We start from the raw sequence: 17,320 nt of genomic DNA, 5'->3' as shown, positions 1-17,320 counted from the left end.
GCTGCGGCGACGACCAGCACGGCGGCGGCACCGAACCGGCGGTCGGCCGGGCTGTCGGCGGCCGCCGTGGCCGCCAGCGCGTCCACGGGATCGTCGAACACCGGTGGCGCGGGCGCAGGTGCGTCGGGCGCGATCCGCAGCAGCTCGCCGTCGAGGACACCCAGCTCGGTGAGGGTGGCCGCGGAGGGCAGCGGCCCGCCCGCGACCCCGGAGAGCCGCCACGGCTCCGGCCGCAGCCCGAACACCGGCTCGCCGACCAGCTCCAGGACCATCGGCACCAGCTCCGCCACCGGGATGTCGGCCGGCAGCGCGACGTCCACCCGCCGGCGCGGGGCGAGCACGGTGACCCGGCAGTGGGCCGCGTCGGTGGCGGGCATTGCGTACCTCCCCTCGGCCGGGCGGGCGACTTCCCCGAAACCGCCCCGGCGGGCCCCGTCGGCTGCCTAGCATCGCAGCGCCCGGGCGGCCGGTGGGCCCGTTTCGCCGAACCCGCGTCGCGGGCCGAGCCGGAGGGAGCGGGGATGGGCACCGTGGGCGTCGTCCGGCCGCGCCGGGTACCGCAGCGGATGCCCGGCGGCGAGATCGTCCTCGAGCCCCCTCCGGAGCCGGAGCGGGTGGTCCCGCCCGGCGTGCTGTCCCGGCTGCTGCCCGCCGGGATGCTGCTGGCGTCGCTCGGGTTCATCCTGCTCAACCCGCGCAGCCCCACGTCCTGGCTCTTCGGCGGCATGTTCGCCGTCTCGACGCTCGCGATGCTGATGACCGGGGCCGGGCGCGGCGGCGGCAACCGGTCGGCGGGCCTCGACGAGGACCGCCGCGACTACCTGCGCTACCTGTCACTGCTGCGACGCCGGGTCCGGGGCGTCGCGGCCGAACAGCGCGCCGTGCTCGAGGCGGTGCACCCCGACCCCGCGGCGTGGCCCGCCGTCCTCGCCTCCGGGCGGCTCTGGGAGCGCAGGCCCGGCGACCCCGACTTCGGCCAGGTGCGCATCGGTCGGGGCGCTCAGCGGCTCGCCACCCGCCTGGTCGCCCCGCAGACCGGCCCGGTCGAGGGCCTGGAACCGGTCACCGCGCTGGCGCTGCGCCGGTTCCTGCTCGGGCACGCGGTCGTCCCGGACCTACCGGTGGCGCTGTCGCTGCGGGCCAGCCCGACGGTGTGGCTCGAGTCCACCGACCCGGCAGCGGGCCCGGCGCCGGTCCGCGCGCTGGCCCGCGCGGTCGTCGCCCAGTACGCGCTCTGGCACAGCCCCGCCGACGCGCTCGTCGCCGTCGTCGCCCCGCCGACGCTCGCGTCCGAGTGGGAGTGGGTGAAGTGGCTGCCGCACGCGGCCCACCCGCGCAGGCGGGACGCCATCGGGCCGCTGCGGATGATCACCGCCGACGCCGACGACGTGCGCCGGTGGTGGCTCGCCGAGCTCGCCGGGCGGCCGGTCGGGCCCGGGGTGGGGGAGCCGCACCTGCTCGTCGTCGTCGACGACGTCGCCCAGGGCCCCGGCCCGTGGGCGGGGGTCGCGGGCGTCACGGTGCTGCGCGTCGGTGCACCGCCGGGCCGGCGGCCGGGTCCGTCGGTCGTGCGGCTGCTCGTCGAGCCCGGCAGCCTGCACCGCAGCGGCGGTGCGGACGGGGCCGCCGCCGAGACCGGGGACGCACCGGTGTGGATCGGGCGCCCGGACGCGCTGGGCGTCGCCGACGCCACCGCGCTGGCCCGCAGGCTCGCCCGCTACCGCCCCACGGGTGCGGGAGCGGCCGACGGCGACGTCCCGCGCGCGCCGCTCGGGCTCCCCGCGCTGCTCGGGCTCGGGCCCGGCCCGGCGGGCATCGTCGCGCTGCGGGAGCGGTGGTCGCGCGCCGACGCCGACCGGCTGCGCGTCCCGATCGGCATCGACGAGCGCGGCGCACCCGTCCCGCTGGACCTCAAGGAGTCAGCACAGGGCGGCAGCGGCCCGCACGGGCTGTGCATCGGCGCCACCGGGTCGGGCAAGAGCGAGCTGCTGCGCACCCTGGTGCTCGGCCTCGCCGCCACCCACTCGTCCGCCGAGCTGAACCTCGTGCTCGTCGACTTCAAGGGCGGCGCCACGTTCCTCGGGCTGGCCGGGCTGCCGCACGTCTCGGCGGTGATCACCAACCTGGCCGACGAGCTGACGTTGGTGGACCGGATGGCCGACGCGCTCGCGGGGGAGATCACCCGGCGGCAGGAGGTGCTGCGCGCCGCGGGCAACCTGTCCGGCGTCGCCGACCACGCCGCCGCGCGGAGGGCGGGTGCGGACCTCCCACCGTTGCCCGCGCTGTTCGTGGTGGTCGACGAGTTCTCCGAACTGCTGGCCCAGCGTCCTGAGCTGATCGAGCTGTTCGTCACGATCGGCAGGCTGGGGCGCTCGCTCGGGCTGCACCTGCTGCTCGCCTCCCAGCGCCTGGACGAGGGACGGCTGCGCGGTCTGGAGTCGCACCTGTCCTACCGGATCGCGCTGCGCACGTTCTCCGCGTCGGAGTCCCGGGCGGTGCTCGGCGTACCCGACGCCCACCAGCTGCCGCCCACGCCGGGGGTGGGGTTCCTCGCCACCGGCACCGACGAGCTCGTCCGGTTCCGGGCGGCGTACGTGTCCGGGCCCGACGCCGGCCCGGCCCGGTCCCGCCCGGCCGCGGCCCGGTCGCGCGCCCACCCGTTCCGGGCGGGTCCCGTCGCCACCGCCGCACCCGCCGAGCCGGTGGCGCCCGACGACGACGGGACCGCCGCGCCCACGGTGCTCGACGCCACGATCGCCGCGATGGCGGGCCACGGGCCGCCCGCGCACCGGGTATGGCTGCCGCCGCTCGACGCCCCGCCGCCGCTGGACGAGCTGCTCGGCCCGGTGCGACCGCTTCCCGGCAGAGGCCTCGGTGTGCCGCCGCGGGGGCCGCTGCGCGTGCCCGTCGGGCTCGTCGACCGGCCCTACCAGCAGCGCCGGGACCTGCTCGGGCTCGACCTCGCGGGCGGCTCGGGGCACCTCGCCGTGGTGGGCGCGCCGCGGGCGGGCAAGTCGACCGGCCTGGCCACCACCGTGCTGGCGCTGGCGCTCACGGCCACTCCCGCCGAGCTGGGCGTGCACGTCCTCGACTTCGGCGGCGGGTCGCTCGTCCGGCTGGCCGGGCTGTCCCACGTCGGCACGGTGGCCGACCGGCAGCAGACCGACCTGGTGCGGCGCACCGTCGCGGAGTTCTCCGCGGCGCTCGCCCGCCGGGAACGGCTGTTCCGCGACGCCGGCATCGCGTCGGTGGAGGAGTTCCGGGCCCGCCGGGCCGCCGGCGAGTTCACCGGCGAGCAGGCCACCGACCTCCTGCTCGTCGTCGACGGGTACCTCACGCTGCGCGGCGAGTTCGACGACCTGGAGGCGCGGCTGCTGCCGCTGGCGGCGCAAGGGCTGTCCTACGGGCTGCACCTCGCGGTCTCGGCCAACCGGTGGAGCGAGCTGCGGCCCGCGCTCAAGGACCTCCTCGGGGCCAGGATCGAGCTGCGGCTGGGGGAGCCGTCGGAGTCCGAGGTGGACCGGCGCCGGGCCGCCGAGGTACCGGCCCGGCCGGGGCACGGCCTGGCCGCCGACGGCGCGCCGACCGTGCTCGCGGCTCCGCGGCTGGCAACGGGCACCACCGACGAGGCCGGGCTCGTGGCGGCGATCGCCGCGGCCTGGCCGGGCGACGGGTTCGCGCCGGTCCGGCTGCTGCCCGAGCGGATCGAGCACGACCGGTTGCCCGCCGCCGCGCCGGGGTCCACCGGCATCCCCCTGGGCGTGGACGAGGAACGGCTCGGGCGGGTGGAGGTCGACCTCGGCGCCGAGCCGCACCTGGTCTGCTTCGCCGACGCGGAGAGCGGCAAGACCAACCTCCTGCGTCTCGTGGCGCACGGCGTCACGGCCCGGCACACCCCCGACGAGGCGCGGCTGGTCGTCGTGGACCACCGCCGCACCCTGCTCGGCGTCGTACCGGACTCGCACCTCATCGGGTACGCGAGCACGGCGGACGCCACCGCGGAGGCCGCCCGGGAGGTGGCGGCGTCGCTGCGCAGGCGGCTGCCGGGGCCGGATGTCACCCCGCGAGCGCTGCGCGAGCGAAGCTGGTGGACCGGTCCCGAGGTGTACGTGCTGGTCGACGACTACGACCTCGTCGCGCCCGGCGGTGGTGCCCCGCACCCGCTCCTGCCGCTGGTCGAGTTCCTGCCGCAGGCCAAGGACGTCGGGCTGCACCTCGTGGTGGCCCGGCGCTGCGGCGGGGCGGCCCGCGCGCTGTTCGACCCCGTGCTCGGACGGCTGCGCGAGCTCGGCGTGCCGGGGCTGGTCATGAACGGCAGCCCGGACGAGGGCGCGCTGGTCGAGACGGTCAAGCCGAGCTCCCTGCCGCCGGGGCGCGGCACGCTCGTCGACCGGCGCCGCGGCGCACGCCGCATCCAACTGGCCTGGCTGCCGCCCGCTGACGACGGCGCGTGAGCGAGCGTGCGAGCTCACCGTTCGACACCGAGCGCCGCGCGAATGCGGCTGACGAGCGCATGGGAGGAGGCTGCGTGAGCGCCGTCCCGACCCGCGTCGCGGTCGCCGTCGGGACGTCCCGGCTGCGGATGGCGGGCGCGGTGGGCGACGGGGAGCCGTGGCTGCTGGCGGAGGTCGCGGCGCCCGGCCCCGGGGTGCGCGCGCTGGTGGCCGACGTCGTCGGCGCGCCCCCGCACGAGCTCGTGCTGGTGCACCCGCCCGCCTGGCCGTCGGCGCGGGTGGCCGCGGAGGTCGCGCGCTGCGCGGGCGTCGCCCGGCAGGTGCGCGCGGTGCCCGCGCCCGTCGCCGTCGCCGGATCGAACCCCGCCGCCGTCCTCGACGTCGGGGGATCGGGCGCGGAGGCCACCCGGGTGGCGGGCGGGCGGGCGTTCGCCTGCCGGACCCGCCCGGCAGGCGGCGCGGCGCTCGACGAGGTGGTGCTCGCGGCGCTCGGGCCGTCCCCGGCCGGGGCCGATCCGGCCACCCGGAGGGCCGAGGCCCGCCGGGTGCGGGAGGTCCTGTCGCTGCTGCCGGCGGTGCCGCTCGGTGCGGGCTTGCCGGTGCAGGTCACCGCGGCGCAGGTGCGGCCCGGGCTGGCGGCCGCGCTCGGCCCGGCGGTCGAGGCCCTGCGCGCCGTGCTCGCCGCGGCCGGGCCGGCGCCCGTGCTGCTCGTCGGCGGGGTGGCGCGGGCACCGTTGCTCGCCGAGCTCCTCGACGAGGCCGGGATCGCGGACGTGACCGTGGTGGCACGCCCCGACGCGGCCGCCGTGCTGGGCGCCCTGCGCACACCGCCTGCGCCGGCCCCACCGCCGGTACCCGCCCGCAGCCCGGCCGCTCGACGCCGGCTGCGGCCGCTGCCGCCCCGGCGACGGACGCGCACCGCGCTGGCGCTCGCCGCCGTCGCGGTGGGCGCGGCGGCGCTGCTCGGCCTCGGCGCGCTGCTGCCGCCTGCGTCCGCACCCGCCGCCCCGGTGCCCGCCGGGGTGCTGGTGCAGTACGGGTACCGGCTCGACGTCCCCGCCGGGTGGGAACACACCGGCGGCCTCCCCGAGCGGCGGCGCACACTGCTCACACCCGTGGCGGCGCCCGAGGGCAGCGACCTCATCGCGGTGGAGCTCAGCCCGCTCGGCTACGACGCGGACGCGGAGCCGCAGCGGGCGCAGGCCGAGCTGCGGGCCGAGTACGACGCCGCCGTGGCCGCCGGGTCGCCCCTCTCCGGCTACGTGCCCGCGGCGCGGACGGCCGGCCGCACGGTCACGACCTATCGGCAGCAGGACCCGGACGGCCGCACCGTCGTCGACTGGTTCGTCGTCCTCGACGGCCCGGCCCAGCTCAGCGTCGGCTGCCGGCACACCGCGGCGGGGGCCGAGGCGGTCCTGGCGGCCTGCGCGGTCGTGGTGGGCTCGATCCGCCGAACGTGAAGGGGGCGGTGCCGAGAACACCGCACACACCCACCGGCGTCCGCACACATCGCCGGACATGTGTGCCGGCTCGTCTCGGTGTGTGCGGTGCGGGGCGCCGGCCGCGGAGGCGTTCGCAGCTGCAAACCGTCGCGCCGAAACGGCCCCGGCCCAGCGGGCGGGCTGTCACCGTCGACGGGGCAGGAGCGGACGGAACGAAAGGTGGGCGCGGATGAACACCGGTGGGTTCGGCACGACGACCGAGGAGATGGAACGGGCCGGCAGACATGTGCTGTCGGTGAACGAGGCGGTGCAGTCCGACCTCGCGGCGCTGCGGGCGAAGCTCGAGCCACTGGCCGGGGCCTGGAAGGGGCTGGCGGCCGCCGAGTTCGCGAAGCTGATGGTGCGCTGGGACACGAACGCGCGGTCGCTGAGCGAGGCGCTCGGGTCGATCGGCACGGCGATCCAGGGGTCGGCGCGCACCTACCAGCAGCAGGAGGACGAGCAGTCCGGCGGTATGTCCTCGATCAGCGCGGCGCTGGGCTAAGGGGGCGGGAGATGACCGAGATCAAGGTGGCGTTCGGGCAGCTCGCCACGGCCCAGGCCGACGTCGCGGGCACGGCGGGACGCATCGGCAACCAGCTCGAGGAGCTCAAGCGGTTCCTCGCCCCGATGGCCGCGACGTGGGAGGGGCAGGCGGCCGAGGACTACCGTGTCAAGCAGCGCCAATGGGACGTCGCGGCGGCCGACCTGGCGGCCGTGCTCGCCCAGATCGGGGTCGCGCTGGGCGCCGCCAACGAGAGCTACCAGCGCGTCGAACAGGCGAACGCCGCCCGCTGGCGGTGACGGGCGACACGCCCGGAGCGGGGGCTCCCGCCGCTTCGAGGGGGCGTTTTGACCCCGCTCCGGAGCGGCGGGTACCCTCGTTCTTCGATGTGCTGAGGGTGAGCACCCGCAGTCGTGTCAGCACGACTTGCACGGCCCGCGAACCGGGCCCGGCGCCCTCGGCACCAGCGCAACCAGAGGCGGCCTCCGAGCCCCGGGCCCGGGAGCCGCCGCTCGACGAGTTCACGACATTGACGAGGTAGGCCCGTGCCCACGTACAGCCCGAAGCCCGGCGAGATCAACCGCGCCTGGCACGTGATCGACGCCACCGACGTGGTGCTCGGCCGCCTCGCCACGCACGCTGCCACGCTGCTGCGTGGCAAGCACAAGCCGACGTACGCCCCCCACATGGACACGGGCGACTTCGTCGTCATCGTCAACGCGGAGAAGGTTGCGGTCTCCGGCAACAAGCGCGACGACAAGTTCGTCTACCGCCACAGCGGTTTCCCGGGCGGGCTCAAGCAGCGCTCGGTCGGCGAGATGATCGAGAAGCACCCGGACCGCCTCGTCGAGAAGGCCGTCAAGGGTATGCTCCCGAAGAACCGCCTCGGCCGCGCGATGAGCAAGAAGCTCAAGGTCTACGCCGGGCCGGACCACCCGCACGCCGCGCAGCAGCCTGCCGCGTTCGAGATCACCCAGGTCGCCCAGTGACTGAGCCGACCAGCACCGAGTCTGTGGAAGAGGGACAGCCCGTGAGCACGCCCGAGTCCGAGATCGAGGCCGTCGAGGAGGCGGCCGTCGACGCCGAGGCCACCGAGCTGGCCGACGCCATCGACGAGTTCGAGACCGAGGTCGAGCTCGCCCCCGCCGAGATCCCGGCGGTGTTCGCCGACCGGCCGATCCAGACCGTGGGCCGGCGCAAGGAGGCCGTCGTCCGCGTCCGGCTCATGCCCGGCACCGGCGAGTTCCGCCTCAACGGCAAGTCGCTCGAGCAGTACTTCCCGAACAAGCTCCACCAGCAGCTCATCCGTGAGCCGCTGGTCACGGTCGAGAAGACCGAGCGCTTCGACATCTTCGCCAACCTGCACGGTGGCGGCACGTCCGGCCAGGCCGGTGCGCTGCGCCTCGCCATCGCGCGCGCCCTCGTCGAGGCCGACTCGGAGGACCGCCCGCCGCTCAAGCGCGCCGGCTTCCTCACGCGCGACCCGCGGGTCATCGAGCGCAAGAAGTACGGCCTCAAGAAGGCCCGCAAGGCGCCTCAGTACAGCAAGCGCTGATCGCAGGCGTGCGTCGTCTGTTCGGCACCGACGGCGTTCGCGGCCTCGCCAACGGCGAGCTCCTCACTCCGGAGCTCGCCGTAGCGCTGTCCGCGTCCGCTGCGCGTGTCCTCGTCGACCGGGACCGCTCGCACCGGCCGGTCGCGGTCGTCGGCCGCGACCCGCGCGCCAGTGGTGAGATGCTCGAGTCGGCCGTCGTCGCCGGGCTCGCCTCGGCGGGAGCCGACGCCGTGCGCGTCGGTGTCCTCCCCACCCCGGCCGTCGCGTTCCTCGTCGGGGAGCTCGACGCCGACTTCGGTGTGATGATCTCGGCGTCGCACAACCCGATGCCCGACAACGGGATCAAGCTCTTCGCCGCGGGCGGGCACAAGCTCCCCGACGCGCAGGAGGCCGCCGTCGAGGCGGGTCTCGACACTCCGGCCGCCCGCCCTACCGGCGCGGACGTCGGCCGGGTTCGTGACCTCGGCGACGCCGGCGCCCGTTACGTCGACCATCTGCTCAGCGCCACCCCGCAGCGGCTCGACGGCCTGCGGGTCGTGGTCGACTGCGCCCACGGTGCCGCGTCCACCGTCGCCCCCGACGCCTACCGCCGGGCGGGCGCGGACGTCGTCGCCCTGCACGCCGAGCCGGACGGGCTCAACATCAACGAGGGCGTGGGCTCCACCCACCTCGACCGCCTGCAGCGCGCCGTCCGTGAGGACGGGGCCGACCTCGGCATCGCCCACGACGGCGACGCCGATCGCTGCCTCGCCGTCGACGCCACGGGCGCGCCGGTGGACGGTGACCAGATCATGGCGGTCCTCGCCGTCGCCATGCGGGACGCGGGTGAGCTCGCCGGCGACACCCTGGTGGCCACCGTCATGAGCAACCTGGGCCTGCACCTCGCGATGCGGGACGCCGGCATCGCGGTCCGCACCACTCAGGTCGGCGACCGGTACGTGCTCGAGGAGCTGCGGGCGGGCGGGTTCACGCTCGGCGGCGAGCAGTCGGGGCACGTCGTGCTCCCGCGGGACGCCACCACCGGCGACGGCCTGCTCACCGCGATGCGGCTCATGGCCAGGATGGCGGCCACCGGATCATCTGTTGCCGAGCTCGCCGCGATCGTCACCCCGCTGCCCCAGGTGCTGCGCAACGTGCAGGTCGTCGACAAGGCGGCCGTCGCCGAGTCCCCGGCCGTGCGCGACGCCGTGGCGGCCGCCGAGGCCGAGCTGGGCGGCGCCGGGCGCGTGCTGCTGCGGCCGTCGGGCACCGAGCAGCTGGTCCGGGTGATGGTCGAGGCCCCGACGGCCGAGCAGGCGCAGGCGGCGGCCGGGCGGCTGGCCGAAGTCGTGGCCGCGGCCCACTGACTTCCCCCGTTCGCGCCCGGCGCGCGGCTCGGTCCGGCACGATCGGGCCATGCCGCCGGACCTGCACCTGCACCCCGACCGGCTGCGTGGACACGCCGCCAGGGCCGCGGCGCTCTCCGAGGACCTGCGTGCGGTGCTGCGCCACGTCCCCGCGCCCCAGGGGCAGGTGCTGGACGCGGAGCAGGAACGGTTGTGCGCACTGGCGACAGGCGCCGCGCGGGAGCTGGCGGAGCTGAGCGCCGCTCTCGCCGCGGCGGCCACGGAGGCGGCGGCGGCCGACACGGCTGCCGCCGACCGCATCGCGCGTGCTGACGACATGGGGCACGCGTGACCCCGTCGGACCGGCCGGACGACGGGGCGGCCGCGGGCCGGTGGTGCCTGCTGCTGGCCGAGGAGATGGCCGAGGTGGGACGGCGGGCCACCACGCTGGCCACGGAGATCGCCGACGACTGGCGCGACGACCGCGGTCGGGAATGGGCCGAGCGGGTCGCCCTGCTGGGCCGGGAGCTGGGCCGGTCGGCCGTCGCCGCGGCCGAGCTGGGAGCGGCGTGGACCCGGCGGCAGCCGGACGCCCCACAGATCACCCCATCCTCCGTCGTCCCGCGCCGGGGCTACGGCGTGCGGCTCGGCGGCACCGAGTCGGCCCGGGCCGACGACGAGCGCGGCATCCGGATCGCCGAGCTTCCCGCCGCGGGCCCCGAACCGGGCTGACGGGAGCGGTCAGTGCCGTTCGGCGAGGGTGGTGCCCGGCACCTTGCCGTCCACCAGCTGCTCCACCCGGTCCTCGCCGCACAGGTGGTGCAGCAGGAACGCCGTGACCAGCGCGCGACTGATCCGGCGGGTCTTCGCGTCCGGACTCCCGGAGAGCACGAAGTCGCTCCAGTGCTTGCCGTCGAGGAAGCCCGTGTGCATGGCCTTGGTCACGGTGCGCAGCCACACGGGGCCACCGGCAGCGGCGGCGATCGGCTCGGCGTGTCCGCCCGCCGGGGACACGGTGTCGCGGCCGGCCGCCAGGTGCAGCACCGGCACGGTGACGTTGCGCGCGGCGTCGAGGGCCGACGGCCACGTCTGCGCGACGGCGATCGTCACGACCGCGGTGACCCGCGGGTGGCCCTCGGCCGCGACGAGCGCGACGCCACCGCCGATGCCGTGGCCCGCGAACGCGGTGCGGCGGGCGTCGACGCTGATGCGCCCGTCCCCGAGCCGCACACCGGCGCACACGTCGAGGGTGGTGCGCAGGTCGGCGGCGAAGCCGGCGTGGCTCGGCAGCGGGCCGCGGTGGTTGCCCGGCGCTGCGGCCACGATGCCCCACGACGCGAGGTGCCGCAGGAGGTCGGCGTAGCGCTCGGCGGGCTGCAGCCAGTCGTGGGCGAACGCGACGGCGGGCAGACCCAGCCCCTCCTCGGGTGCGAACACGACGCCGGGGATGCCGACCATGCCGAGGTCGCCGCGCAGGACCGCGTGCGGGCCGGGCCGGGAGAGCTGCTCGAGTGCCTCCTTGGCGTTGCGCGCCGGGGGCGGCCGGGGGGACTGGCTGGTCCGGGTCACAGCGCTGCACGGTAGTCCTGGGGCGCTGTCCGCGCCCAGCACGGTGGCCGGTGAGGTAACGCGATCGGGTCGGGGGCCGAGTGGTCAGCTGGCACGGCGCTTCCGTCGTGCGTATCTGTTCGTCCCCGAGGGGCACACCCGAGAGCGACGCGTCGGTCGGCGTGATCGACGGTCAGGAGGTGGCCGCCGCGGTGTCCGAGCAGCTGACCGCGCAGGTGGGGCAGGCTCCCGACAGCGTCACCTGCCCGGACCTGCCGGCGGCCGTCAGCGAGTCGACCCGCTGCGAGCTGGTGGCGGGCCAGGACACGCTGGGTGTCACGGTGACCACCTCTTCGGCGGAGGGCGGCAGCGCCGAGTTCGACATCCTGGTCGACGAGATGCCCTCCTGACGAGCACCGCTCACCTACCCTCCGGGTCATGACCACGCACGCGACGCACGGGGTGTGGACCGCGCAGCAGGTGCGCGACGCCGAGGGGGTGCTGCTGTCCCGCACCGCCGAGGGTGCGCTGATGCGGCGGGCCGCGTTCGGGCTCGCCGTGCACGCGCGCCGGATGCTCGCCGCCGACGGGCGGGTGGGCGGTCGCCGCGTCGCGCTGCTGGTCGGCGCGGGCAACAACGGCGGCGACGCGCTGTGGGCCGGGGTGGAGCTGCGGCGCCGCGGCGTCGGCGTCACGGCGGTGCTGCTCGACGCGGAACGCGCACACCCGGCCGGTCTCGCCGCGCTGCGCCGGGCGGGCGGCCGGGCCGTCGACCCCGAGGCGGGCCTGGTGGCGGCGCTCGGCGCCGACCTCGTGATCGACGGCATCGTCGGCATCTCCGGGCGCGGCCCGCTGCGCGCACCGGCCGCGGACCTGGTGGCCGCGGTGGACCGGGCGGGCGTGCCCGTGCTCGCCGTCGACGTGCCCAGCGGTGTGGACACCGACACCGGGGCGGTCGACGGGCCCGCGGTGACCGCGGCCGCGACCGTGACGTTCGGTGCGCGGAAGCCCGTGCACGTGCTCGCGGCGCCGCGGTGCGGGGCCGTGCACCTGGTCGACATCGGGCTCGGCGACGTGTTGCCCGAGCCGCACGCGGTCGTGCTCGGCGCACCGGACGTGGGGTGGCGGTGGCCCGTCCCGGGCCCCGACGACGACAAGTACAGCCAGGGCGTGGTCGGGATCGCCGCGGGCTCCGACGTCTACCCGGGCGCGGCGGTGCTCGCCACCGGCGCGGCCGTCCTCGCGACGAGCGGGATGGTGCGCTTCGCGGGGAGCGCGGCGCGCGGGGTGCGGGACCATTGGTCCGAAGTGGTCACGACGACGTCGGTGGAGGCCGCGGGACGCACCCAGGCCTGGGCGGTCGGCCCGGGCATCGGCACCGACGACGCCGGCCGGGACGTGCTCGCGGAGGTGATCCGCCGGGAGGTGTCGCTCTGCGTGGACGCCGACGGCGTTACCCTCCTGGCGCAGCACGCCGACCTGCGCGCGGCCGTGCGCGGCCGCCCCGTCGTGATCACGCCGCACGACCGGGAGTTCGCGCGCATCGCGGGCGAGGTGGGCGTCGACCGCGTGGGAGCTGCCCGGCGGGCCGCCGCCGACCTCGGCGTCACCGTGCTGCTGAAGGGGAACGCCACCGTCGTCGCGGACCCGGACGGGCGGGCGCTCGTGCACCCCGCCCGGTCGTCGTGGGCGGCCACGGCGGGCTCGGGCGACGTGCTGACCGGCATCATCGGGGCGCTGCTCGCGGCCGGGCTGGAACCGTGGTGGGCGGCGGGCTGCGCGGCGTACGTGCACGGGCTGGCCGCCGATCTCGCCGCGCGCGGGGCGCCCGCGCCGGCCTCGGCGCTGCAGGCCGCGATCCCCGCCGCGATTCGGGCGATTCGAGCCGAGGACTAAGCGGTGGACTTAGCAGGGTAAACTCGTCGCATGTCCGAGTTCGGGGTCCACGAGGCGAAGACGCACTTCTCCAAGTTGCTGGAGAAGGCGCTCGCCGGCGAGGACGTGATCATCACCCGGTCCGGCGAACCGCTGGTGAAGCTCGTGCCGGTGCAGCGCAAGCGCAAGCCCAACTTCGGGTTCGCCGCCGGCACCTTCACCATCCCGGACGACTTCGACGAGTGGCCCGAGGAGTTCTTGGATTACTTCCGGTGAGAGTTCTTCTTGACGCGAACGTCGTGTTGGCCCTGGCAGAGAGCCCGATGCGACTGCGACCCGAGGTGGTCGATCAGCTGGCCGCCGATGCGACAATACTGATCATCTCGACGGTGAGTCCGTGGGAGATCGCGATCAAGTGGCGGACCGGGAGACTGCCGCTTCCCGAGCACCCGCGGCCGTGGTTCGCACGACTGGTGCGCGAGTTCGGCGCACAGATTCTGCCGATCACCCAGGAGCATGTCGTGCACGTGGCCGACCTGCCTGATCACCACGATGACCCGTTCGACCGGCTGCTCATCGCCCAGGCCCAAGTCGAGCGCATGCCGATCGTCACGGCCGACCGCTCGTTCGCGAAGTACGACGTGGAGGTCATCGCCGCGCGGTAGGCCGGGCGCCGGATGCGATGATGCGCGGATGGCCGACCGACCGGAGAGCGCGCGCGCCGAGGCCGTGGTGGACCTCGACGCGATCCGGCACAACGTCCGCGTGCTGCGGGAGGGCGCGCCGGGCGCGGAGCTGATGGCGGTGGTGAAGGCCGACGGCTACGGCCACGGTGCCGTCCCCGTCGCGCGGGCGGCGCTCGCCGCGGGCGCCTCGTGGCTGGGCGTGTGCACCCTCGAGGAAGCCCTGGACCTGCGCGCCGCGGGGATCACGGCGCCGCTGCTGTCGTGGCTGCACCTGCCGGACGAGGACTTCACCGAGGCGGTCGCCGCGGACGTCGACCTGTCCGTCTCCTCCCGCGCCCACCTCGCGGCCGTGCTCGCGGGGGCCCGGCGGGCCGGCCGCGCCGTCCGCCTGCACCTCAAGGTCGACACGGGTCTCTCGCGCAGCGGCGTGCAGCCCGCGGACTGGGCCGACCTGCTCGACGACGCGGCCAAGGCCGTCGCCGAGGGGGAGGCGGAGGTCGTGGCCGTCTGGTCGCACCTCGCCTGCGCCGACACCCCCGATCACCCCTCCCTGGACCGGCAGGCCGCCCGGCTCACCGCCGCGTGGCGGGCCGCCTGCGAACGCGGACTGACGCCGATCCGGCACCTCGCCAACGCCGCCGCGACGATGACGCGCCCCGATCTGCACTTCGACCTGGTCCGGCCGGGGATCGCGATCTACGGGCTCGACCCGCTCGACCGTCCCGCCGCGGAGAGCCCGCTCCGGCCCGCCATGACGCTGCGGGCCCGGGTGGCGCTCGTCAAGCGCGTGCCCGCCGGGGAGGGCGTCTCCTACGGGCACGAATGGACCACGCTGCGCGAGACCACCCTCGCCCTGGTGCCCCTCGGGTACGCCGACGGCGTCCCGCGCAGGCTCAACCGCGAGGGGCGGATGCGGGTGCTGCTCGCGGGTGCGGTGCGGCCGGTCGTCGGAAGAGTGTGCATGGACCAGGTCGTGGTGGACTGCGGGAACGATCCGGTGCGGGAGGGGGACGTCGCGGTGTTGTTCGGTCCGGGCGACCACGGGGAGCCGACGGCCCAGGACTGGGCCGACGAGCTCGGCACGATCCACTACGAGGTGGTCACCGGCGTGCACGGCAACCGCGTGACCCGCACGACGGTCGGGGGCGGCGCGCGGTGAGCAGGCAGCTGTGGGGGGCGGTCGCGGGCGCCGCGGGAGCGGCGGTCACGGGTGTGGCGGTCGGGGTGGCGGCCCGGAAGCGCTCCCGGATCGCCGCCGACCGCCGGCGGCTCGCGACCGAGCTGACCGAGGGCGCGTCCGGGCCGGGTGAGCTGCCGGTCGGAGAGTCGTCGTCGGTGACCGCCGACGACGGCATGCGGCTGTCGTGCGAGGAGATCGAGGCGCCCGGCGGGGATGCCGCGCTGACCGTCGTGCTCGTGCACGGGTTCGCCCTCGACCGACGCACCTGGCACTTCCAGCGTCGCTCGATCGCGGAGCTCACCGATCCCGCCGTCCGGCTCGTGCTCTTCGACCTGCGCAGCCACGGCCGCTCGGAGCGCGCGCCCGAGGAGAGCTGCACCATCGAGCAACTCGGGCACGACCTCGACGCCGTGATCAGGGCGCTCGCCCCCGAAGGCCCGCTGGTGCTGGTGGGGCACTCGATGGGCGGCATGACGGTCATGGCGCTGGCCGAGCAGCACCCCGAGCTGTTCGAGGAGCGCGTGGTCGGCGTGGCGCTGGTGGCCACCTCGGCGGGCGAGGTGGCGAGCGCCGGGCTGTCGGGCACGCTGCTGTCCCGGCACAACCCCCTCACGCGTGGGGTCGGCGTTCTCGCGCGCCTGCAGCCCAAGCTGGTGGAGACCCTGCGCCGCGCGGCGGGCGACGTCATCTGGGCGCTCACCCGCAGCTACGCCTACGGCGACCGCAACGTCTCGCCGTGGCTCGTCGACCTCGTCGACAAGATGATCAGCGCCAACGCGGTCGACGCCCTGACCGACTTCGCGGACACCGTGAACAGCCACGACCGGCTCGCCGCGCTGCCCGCGCTCGCCGGGTGCGAGGTGCTCGTCGCCGCGGGCGACGCCGACCGCGTCATCCCGGTTTCGCACAGCGACGTGATCGCCGCCGAGCTCCCCGACGCCACACTCGTGCGGTTCCCCGGAGTGGGACACCTCCCGATGCTCGAGCAGCCGGAGAAGATGGACGAGGCACTGATCGAGCTGTTGCGCCGGAGCGCGGCGCGCGCCGGCGGGACGAAGGCACAGGGCACCGCGGCGCCGGGCGGGCGGCGATCATGACGGCGGGACACCGGCCCGTGGAGCTCGATGTGGACCTGGAGCTGCCGACGGCGGCCGACACCGAGGCACTCGGGGAGCGACTCGCCGCCGGGCTCGGGCCCGGGGACCTGGTCGTGCTCTCCGGCCCACTGGGGGCGGGCAAGACCGTGCTGGTGCGCGGCCTGGCCCGCGGGCTCGGGGTCGCCGGACCGGTCACGTCGCCGACGTTCGTGATCGCCCGCGAGCACCGGCCGCTGCCCGGCGGCGCGGGCGTACCGCTCGTGCACGTCGACGCCTACCGCCTCGGCGGCACCGCCGAGCTCGACGACCTCGACCTCGACACCGACCTCGCCGAGGCCGTGGTGGCCGTCGAATGGGGCGAGGGCGTGGCCGAGCGGCTCGCGGCCCGGCACCTGCTGGTGCGGCTCACCCGACGCCCCGACGACGTGCGGGTGGCCAGCGTGCACCGCGTGGAGGAGCAGGTGTGAGTCCCACCGGATGGGCGACCGGCCCCGACGCCGTGATCCAGTGCCTTCGCGACCGCCCGGCGCTGCTCGCGGACAGGTGACGGCGGGACGGGTGATCGCCGTGAGAGTGCGTTCCTCGTACCGCTGACCGCGCGGGTGCCCATCTCACCGTGATCATGGCGGTGGTGGTCGTCGTGAGGGTGCGGTTCTCGTACCGCTGAGTGCGCTGGTGCGTATCTCGTGGTGATCAAGCGGTTCGGTGGTGGTGGTCGTCGGGGGCGGTCCGGACCCGGCAGATGATCGTCGTGAGAAGTGCCGTCCTCGTACTGCTGACCGCGCGGGTGCTCATCTCACCGTGATCATGGCGGTGGTGGTCGTCGTGAGGGTGCCGTTTTCGTACCGCTGAGTGCGCTGGTGCGTATCTCGTCGTGATCGTGCGGCGGTCCGGTCCGCGCCGGTGATCGTCGTGAGAGGGCGGTCTCTGCACCGGGAACTGCGCGGGTGCTCATCTCGCGGCGATGAGGCGGGCGGTGATCGCCGTGAGGGTGTGGTCCTTGCATCGCTGACGGCGCGGATGCACATCTCGCCGCGATCACGTCGACGGCCGTATCGGCCCCCTCGGCGGTCCCCTTCGCGCGGCGCTCGTACGCTCGTCCCCGTGCTCGTGCTCGCCCTGGACACCGCCACCCCCGCCGTCACCTGCGGCATCGTCGAGCTGGGCGACGCCGGTCCGGTCGAGCGGTCGGTCCGGGTCGCCCGTGACGCGCGCAAGCACGCGGAGTTGCTCATGCCGGGCGTGCTCGCCGCCTGCGCCGACGCGGGTGTGGCGCTGCCCGAGATCGGGGCCGTGGTCGTCGGCGCCGGACCGGGCCCGTTCACCGGCCTGCGCGTCGGCATGGTCACCGCCGCCGCGCTCGGCGACGCGCTGGGAGTTCCGGTGCACGGGGCGGGCACGCTGGACGCGATCGCCGTCGACGCCCGTCGCGACGCCCCGGAGGGTCCGCTCGTCGTGGCGATCGACGCGCGCCGCCGCGAGGTGTACTGGGCCGCCTACGACGCCTCGGGCAGCCGGATCGACGGCCCGCACGTGGACGCGCCCGCCGCGGCGGCCGAGCGCGTGGCGGAGCTGGGCGCCGTCGCCGCGGCGGGCGGTTCCGCGGGGCTGCTC

The 17,320-nt window shown here is 76.0% G+C and carries 19 protein-coding genes; 17 read left to right on the top strand and 2 right to left on the bottom strand.

Going from position 1 to position 17,320, the window contains the following annotated elements; translation table 11 throughout:
* A partial coding sequence (locus tag KME75_RS30850) for an EsaB/YukD family protein (protein WP_219418453.1) occupies nt 1-377 on the bottom strand: 377 nt, incomplete at its 3' end.
* 144 nt (nt 378-521) lie between these two features.
* Between KME75_RS30850 and eccCa the strand changes: the two genes are divergently transcribed.
* From eccCa to KME75_RS30805, 9 genes are all read left to right on the top strand, one after another.
* Nucleotides 522-4,454, top strand: a complete 3,933-nt coding sequence (eccCa, locus tag KME75_RS30845) for a type VII secretion protein EccCa (protein ID WP_219418452.1) — start codon at nt 522-524, stop codon at nt 4,452-4,454.
* Nucleotides 4,455-4,528: 74 nt separating this feature from the next.
* Complete coding sequence (locus tag KME75_RS30840) at nt 4,529-5,914, top strand: type VII secretion-associated protein (protein ID WP_219418451.1); 1,386 nt, start codon at nt 4,529-4,531, stop codon at nt 5,912-5,914.
* Nucleotides 5,915-6,125: 211 nt separating this feature from the next.
* Nucleotides 6,126-6,440, top strand: a complete 315-nt coding sequence (locus tag KME75_RS30835; protein WP_219418450.1) for a WXG100 family type VII secretion target — start codon at nt 6,126-6,128, stop codon at nt 6,438-6,440.
* Between the two features lie 11 nt (nt 6,441-6,451).
* On the top strand, nt 6,452-6,739 hold the full coding sequence (locus KME75_RS30830) for a WXG100 family type VII secretion target (protein WP_219418449.1): 288 nt from the start codon (nt 6,452-6,454) through the stop codon (nt 6,737-6,739).
* A gap of 246 nt (nt 6,740-6,985) precedes the next feature.
* On the top strand, nt 6,986-7,429 hold the full coding sequence (gene rplM, locus KME75_RS30825) for a 50S ribosomal protein L13 (protein ID WP_219418448.1): 444 nt from the start codon (nt 6,986-6,988) through the stop codon (nt 7,427-7,429).
* Nucleotides 7,430-7,470: 41 nt separating this feature from the next.
* Complete coding sequence (rpsI, locus tag KME75_RS30820; protein ID WP_308283252.1) at nt 7,471-7,995, top strand: 30S ribosomal protein S9; 525 nt, start codon at nt 7,471-7,473, stop codon at nt 7,993-7,995.
* An 8-nt stretch (nt 7,996-8,003) separates the two neighbouring features.
* Nucleotides 8,004-9,341: a phosphoglucosamine mutase gene (gene glmM, locus KME75_RS30815; RefSeq protein ID WP_219418446.1), complete on the top strand. Its 1,338-nt coding sequence runs from the start codon at nt 8,004-8,006 to the stop codon at nt 9,339-9,341.
* A gap of 49 nt (nt 9,342-9,390) precedes the next feature.
* Nucleotides 9,391-9,672, top strand: coding sequence for a hypothetical protein (locus KME75_RS30810; protein WP_219418445.1), 282 nt, complete (start codon nt 9,391-9,393; stop codon nt 9,670-9,672).
* A complete protein-coding gene (locus KME75_RS30805; RefSeq protein WP_219418444.1) occupies nt 9,669-10,052 on the top strand; it encodes a hypothetical protein in 384 nt (127 codons plus the stop codon). The genes KME75_RS30810 and KME75_RS30805 overlap by 4 nt, the downstream gene beginning before the upstream one ends.
* Nucleotides 10,053-10,061: 9 nt before the next feature.
* On the opposite strand, the gene KME75_RS30800 is transcribed toward KME75_RS30805, so the two are convergent.
* On the bottom strand, nt 10,062-10,889 hold the full coding sequence (locus tag KME75_RS30800) for a dienelactone hydrolase family protein (protein WP_219418443.1): 828 nt from the start codon (nt 10,887-10,889) through the stop codon (nt 10,062-10,064).
* A 161-nt stretch (nt 10,890-11,050) separates the two neighbouring features.
* Between KME75_RS30800 and KME75_RS30795 the strand changes: the two genes are divergently transcribed.
* The 8 genes from KME75_RS30795 to tsaB form a co-directional block, all read left to right on the top strand.
* Nucleotides 11,051-11,278 carry a DUF4333 domain-containing protein gene (locus KME75_RS30795; protein WP_219418442.1) on the top strand — a complete coding sequence of 76 codons (228 nt, stop codon included), beginning with the start codon at nt 11,051-11,053 and terminating at the stop codon, nt 11,276-11,278.
* 28 nt (nt 11,279-11,306) lie between these two features.
* Nucleotides 11,307-12,764 carry an NAD(P)H-hydrate dehydratase gene (locus tag KME75_RS30790; RefSeq protein WP_219418441.1) on the top strand — a complete coding sequence of 486 codons (1,458 nt, stop codon included), beginning with the start codon at nt 11,307-11,309 and terminating at the stop codon, nt 12,762-12,764.
* 30 nt (nt 12,765-12,794) lie between these two features.
* Nucleotides 12,795-13,019 carry a type II toxin-antitoxin system Phd/YefM family antitoxin gene (locus tag KME75_RS30785; RefSeq protein ID WP_219418440.1) on the top strand — a complete coding sequence of 75 codons (225 nt, stop codon included), beginning with the start codon at nt 12,795-12,797 and terminating at the stop codon, nt 13,017-13,019.
* On the top strand, nt 12,986-13,408 hold the full coding sequence (locus KME75_RS30780; protein ID WP_219418439.1) for a type II toxin-antitoxin system VapC family toxin: 423 nt from the start codon (nt 12,986-12,988) through the stop codon (nt 13,406-13,408). The genes KME75_RS30785 and KME75_RS30780 overlap by 34 nt, the downstream gene beginning before the upstream one ends.
* Before the next feature lie 28 nt (nt 13,409-13,436).
* Complete coding sequence (gene alr, locus KME75_RS30775; protein WP_219418438.1) at nt 13,437-14,588, top strand: alanine racemase; 1,152 nt, start codon at nt 13,437-13,439, stop codon at nt 14,586-14,588.
* A complete protein-coding gene (locus tag KME75_RS30770; protein ID WP_219418437.1) occupies nt 14,585-15,706 on the top strand; it encodes an alpha/beta fold hydrolase in 1,122 nt (373 codons plus the stop codon). Before alr ends, KME75_RS30770 begins: the two co-directional genes overlap by 4 nt.
* Entirely contained in the window at nt 15,703-16,173 is a 471-nt protein-coding gene (gene tsaE / locus KME75_RS30765; RefSeq protein WP_219418436.1) for a tRNA (adenosine(37)-N6)-threonylcarbamoyltransferase complex ATPase subunit type 1 TsaE, read from the top strand. The genes KME75_RS30770 and tsaE overlap by 4 nt, the downstream gene beginning before the upstream one ends.
* Before the next feature lie 637 nt (nt 16,174-16,810).
* The coding region (gene tsaB, locus KME75_RS30760) for a tRNA (adenosine(37)-N6)-threonylcarbamoyltransferase complex dimerization subunit type 1 TsaB (RefSeq protein WP_219418435.1) at nt 16,811-17,320 on the top strand (510 nt) is incomplete at its 3' end.

The organism is Pseudonocardia nigra (assembly GCF_019396355.1).
Classification (GTDB): domain Bacteria; phylum Actinomycetota; class Actinomycetes; order Mycobacteriales; family Pseudonocardiaceae; genus Pseudonocardia; species Pseudonocardia nigra.
This window is presented reverse-complemented; position numbering and strand designations above follow the sequence as displayed.

Bases quoted from the DNA above. Each gene is read 5' to 3' on its own strand.
- eccCa (WP_219418452.1), top strand. From the start codon at position 522: ATGGGCACCGTGGGCGTCGTCCGGCCGCGCCGGGTACCGCAGCGGATG.
- KME75_RS30835 (WP_219418450.1), top strand. From the start codon at position 6,126: ATGAACACCGGTGGGTTCGGCACGACGACCGAGGAGATGGAACGGGCC.
- KME75_RS30830 (WP_219418449.1), top strand. From the start codon at position 6,452: ATGACCGAGATCAAGGTGGCGTTCGGGCAGCTCGCCACGGCCCAGGCC.
- KME75_RS30810 (WP_219418445.1), top strand. From the start codon at position 9,391: ATGCCGCCGGACCTGCACCTGCACCCCGACCGGCTGCGTGGACACGCC.
- KME75_RS30790 (WP_219418441.1), top strand. From the start codon at position 11,307: ATGACCACGCACGCGACGCACGGGGTGTGGACCGCGCAGCAGGTGCGC.
- KME75_RS30785 (WP_219418440.1), top strand. From the start codon at position 12,795: ATGTCCGAGTTCGGGGTCCACGAGGCGAAGACGCACTTCTCCAAGTTG.
- alr (WP_219418438.1), top strand. From the start codon at position 13,437: ATGGCCGACCGACCGGAGAGCGCGCGCGCCGAGGCCGTGGTGGACCTC.
- tsaE (WP_219418436.1), top strand. From the start codon at position 15,703: ATGACGGCGGGACACCGGCCCGTGGAGCTCGATGTGGACCTGGAGCTG.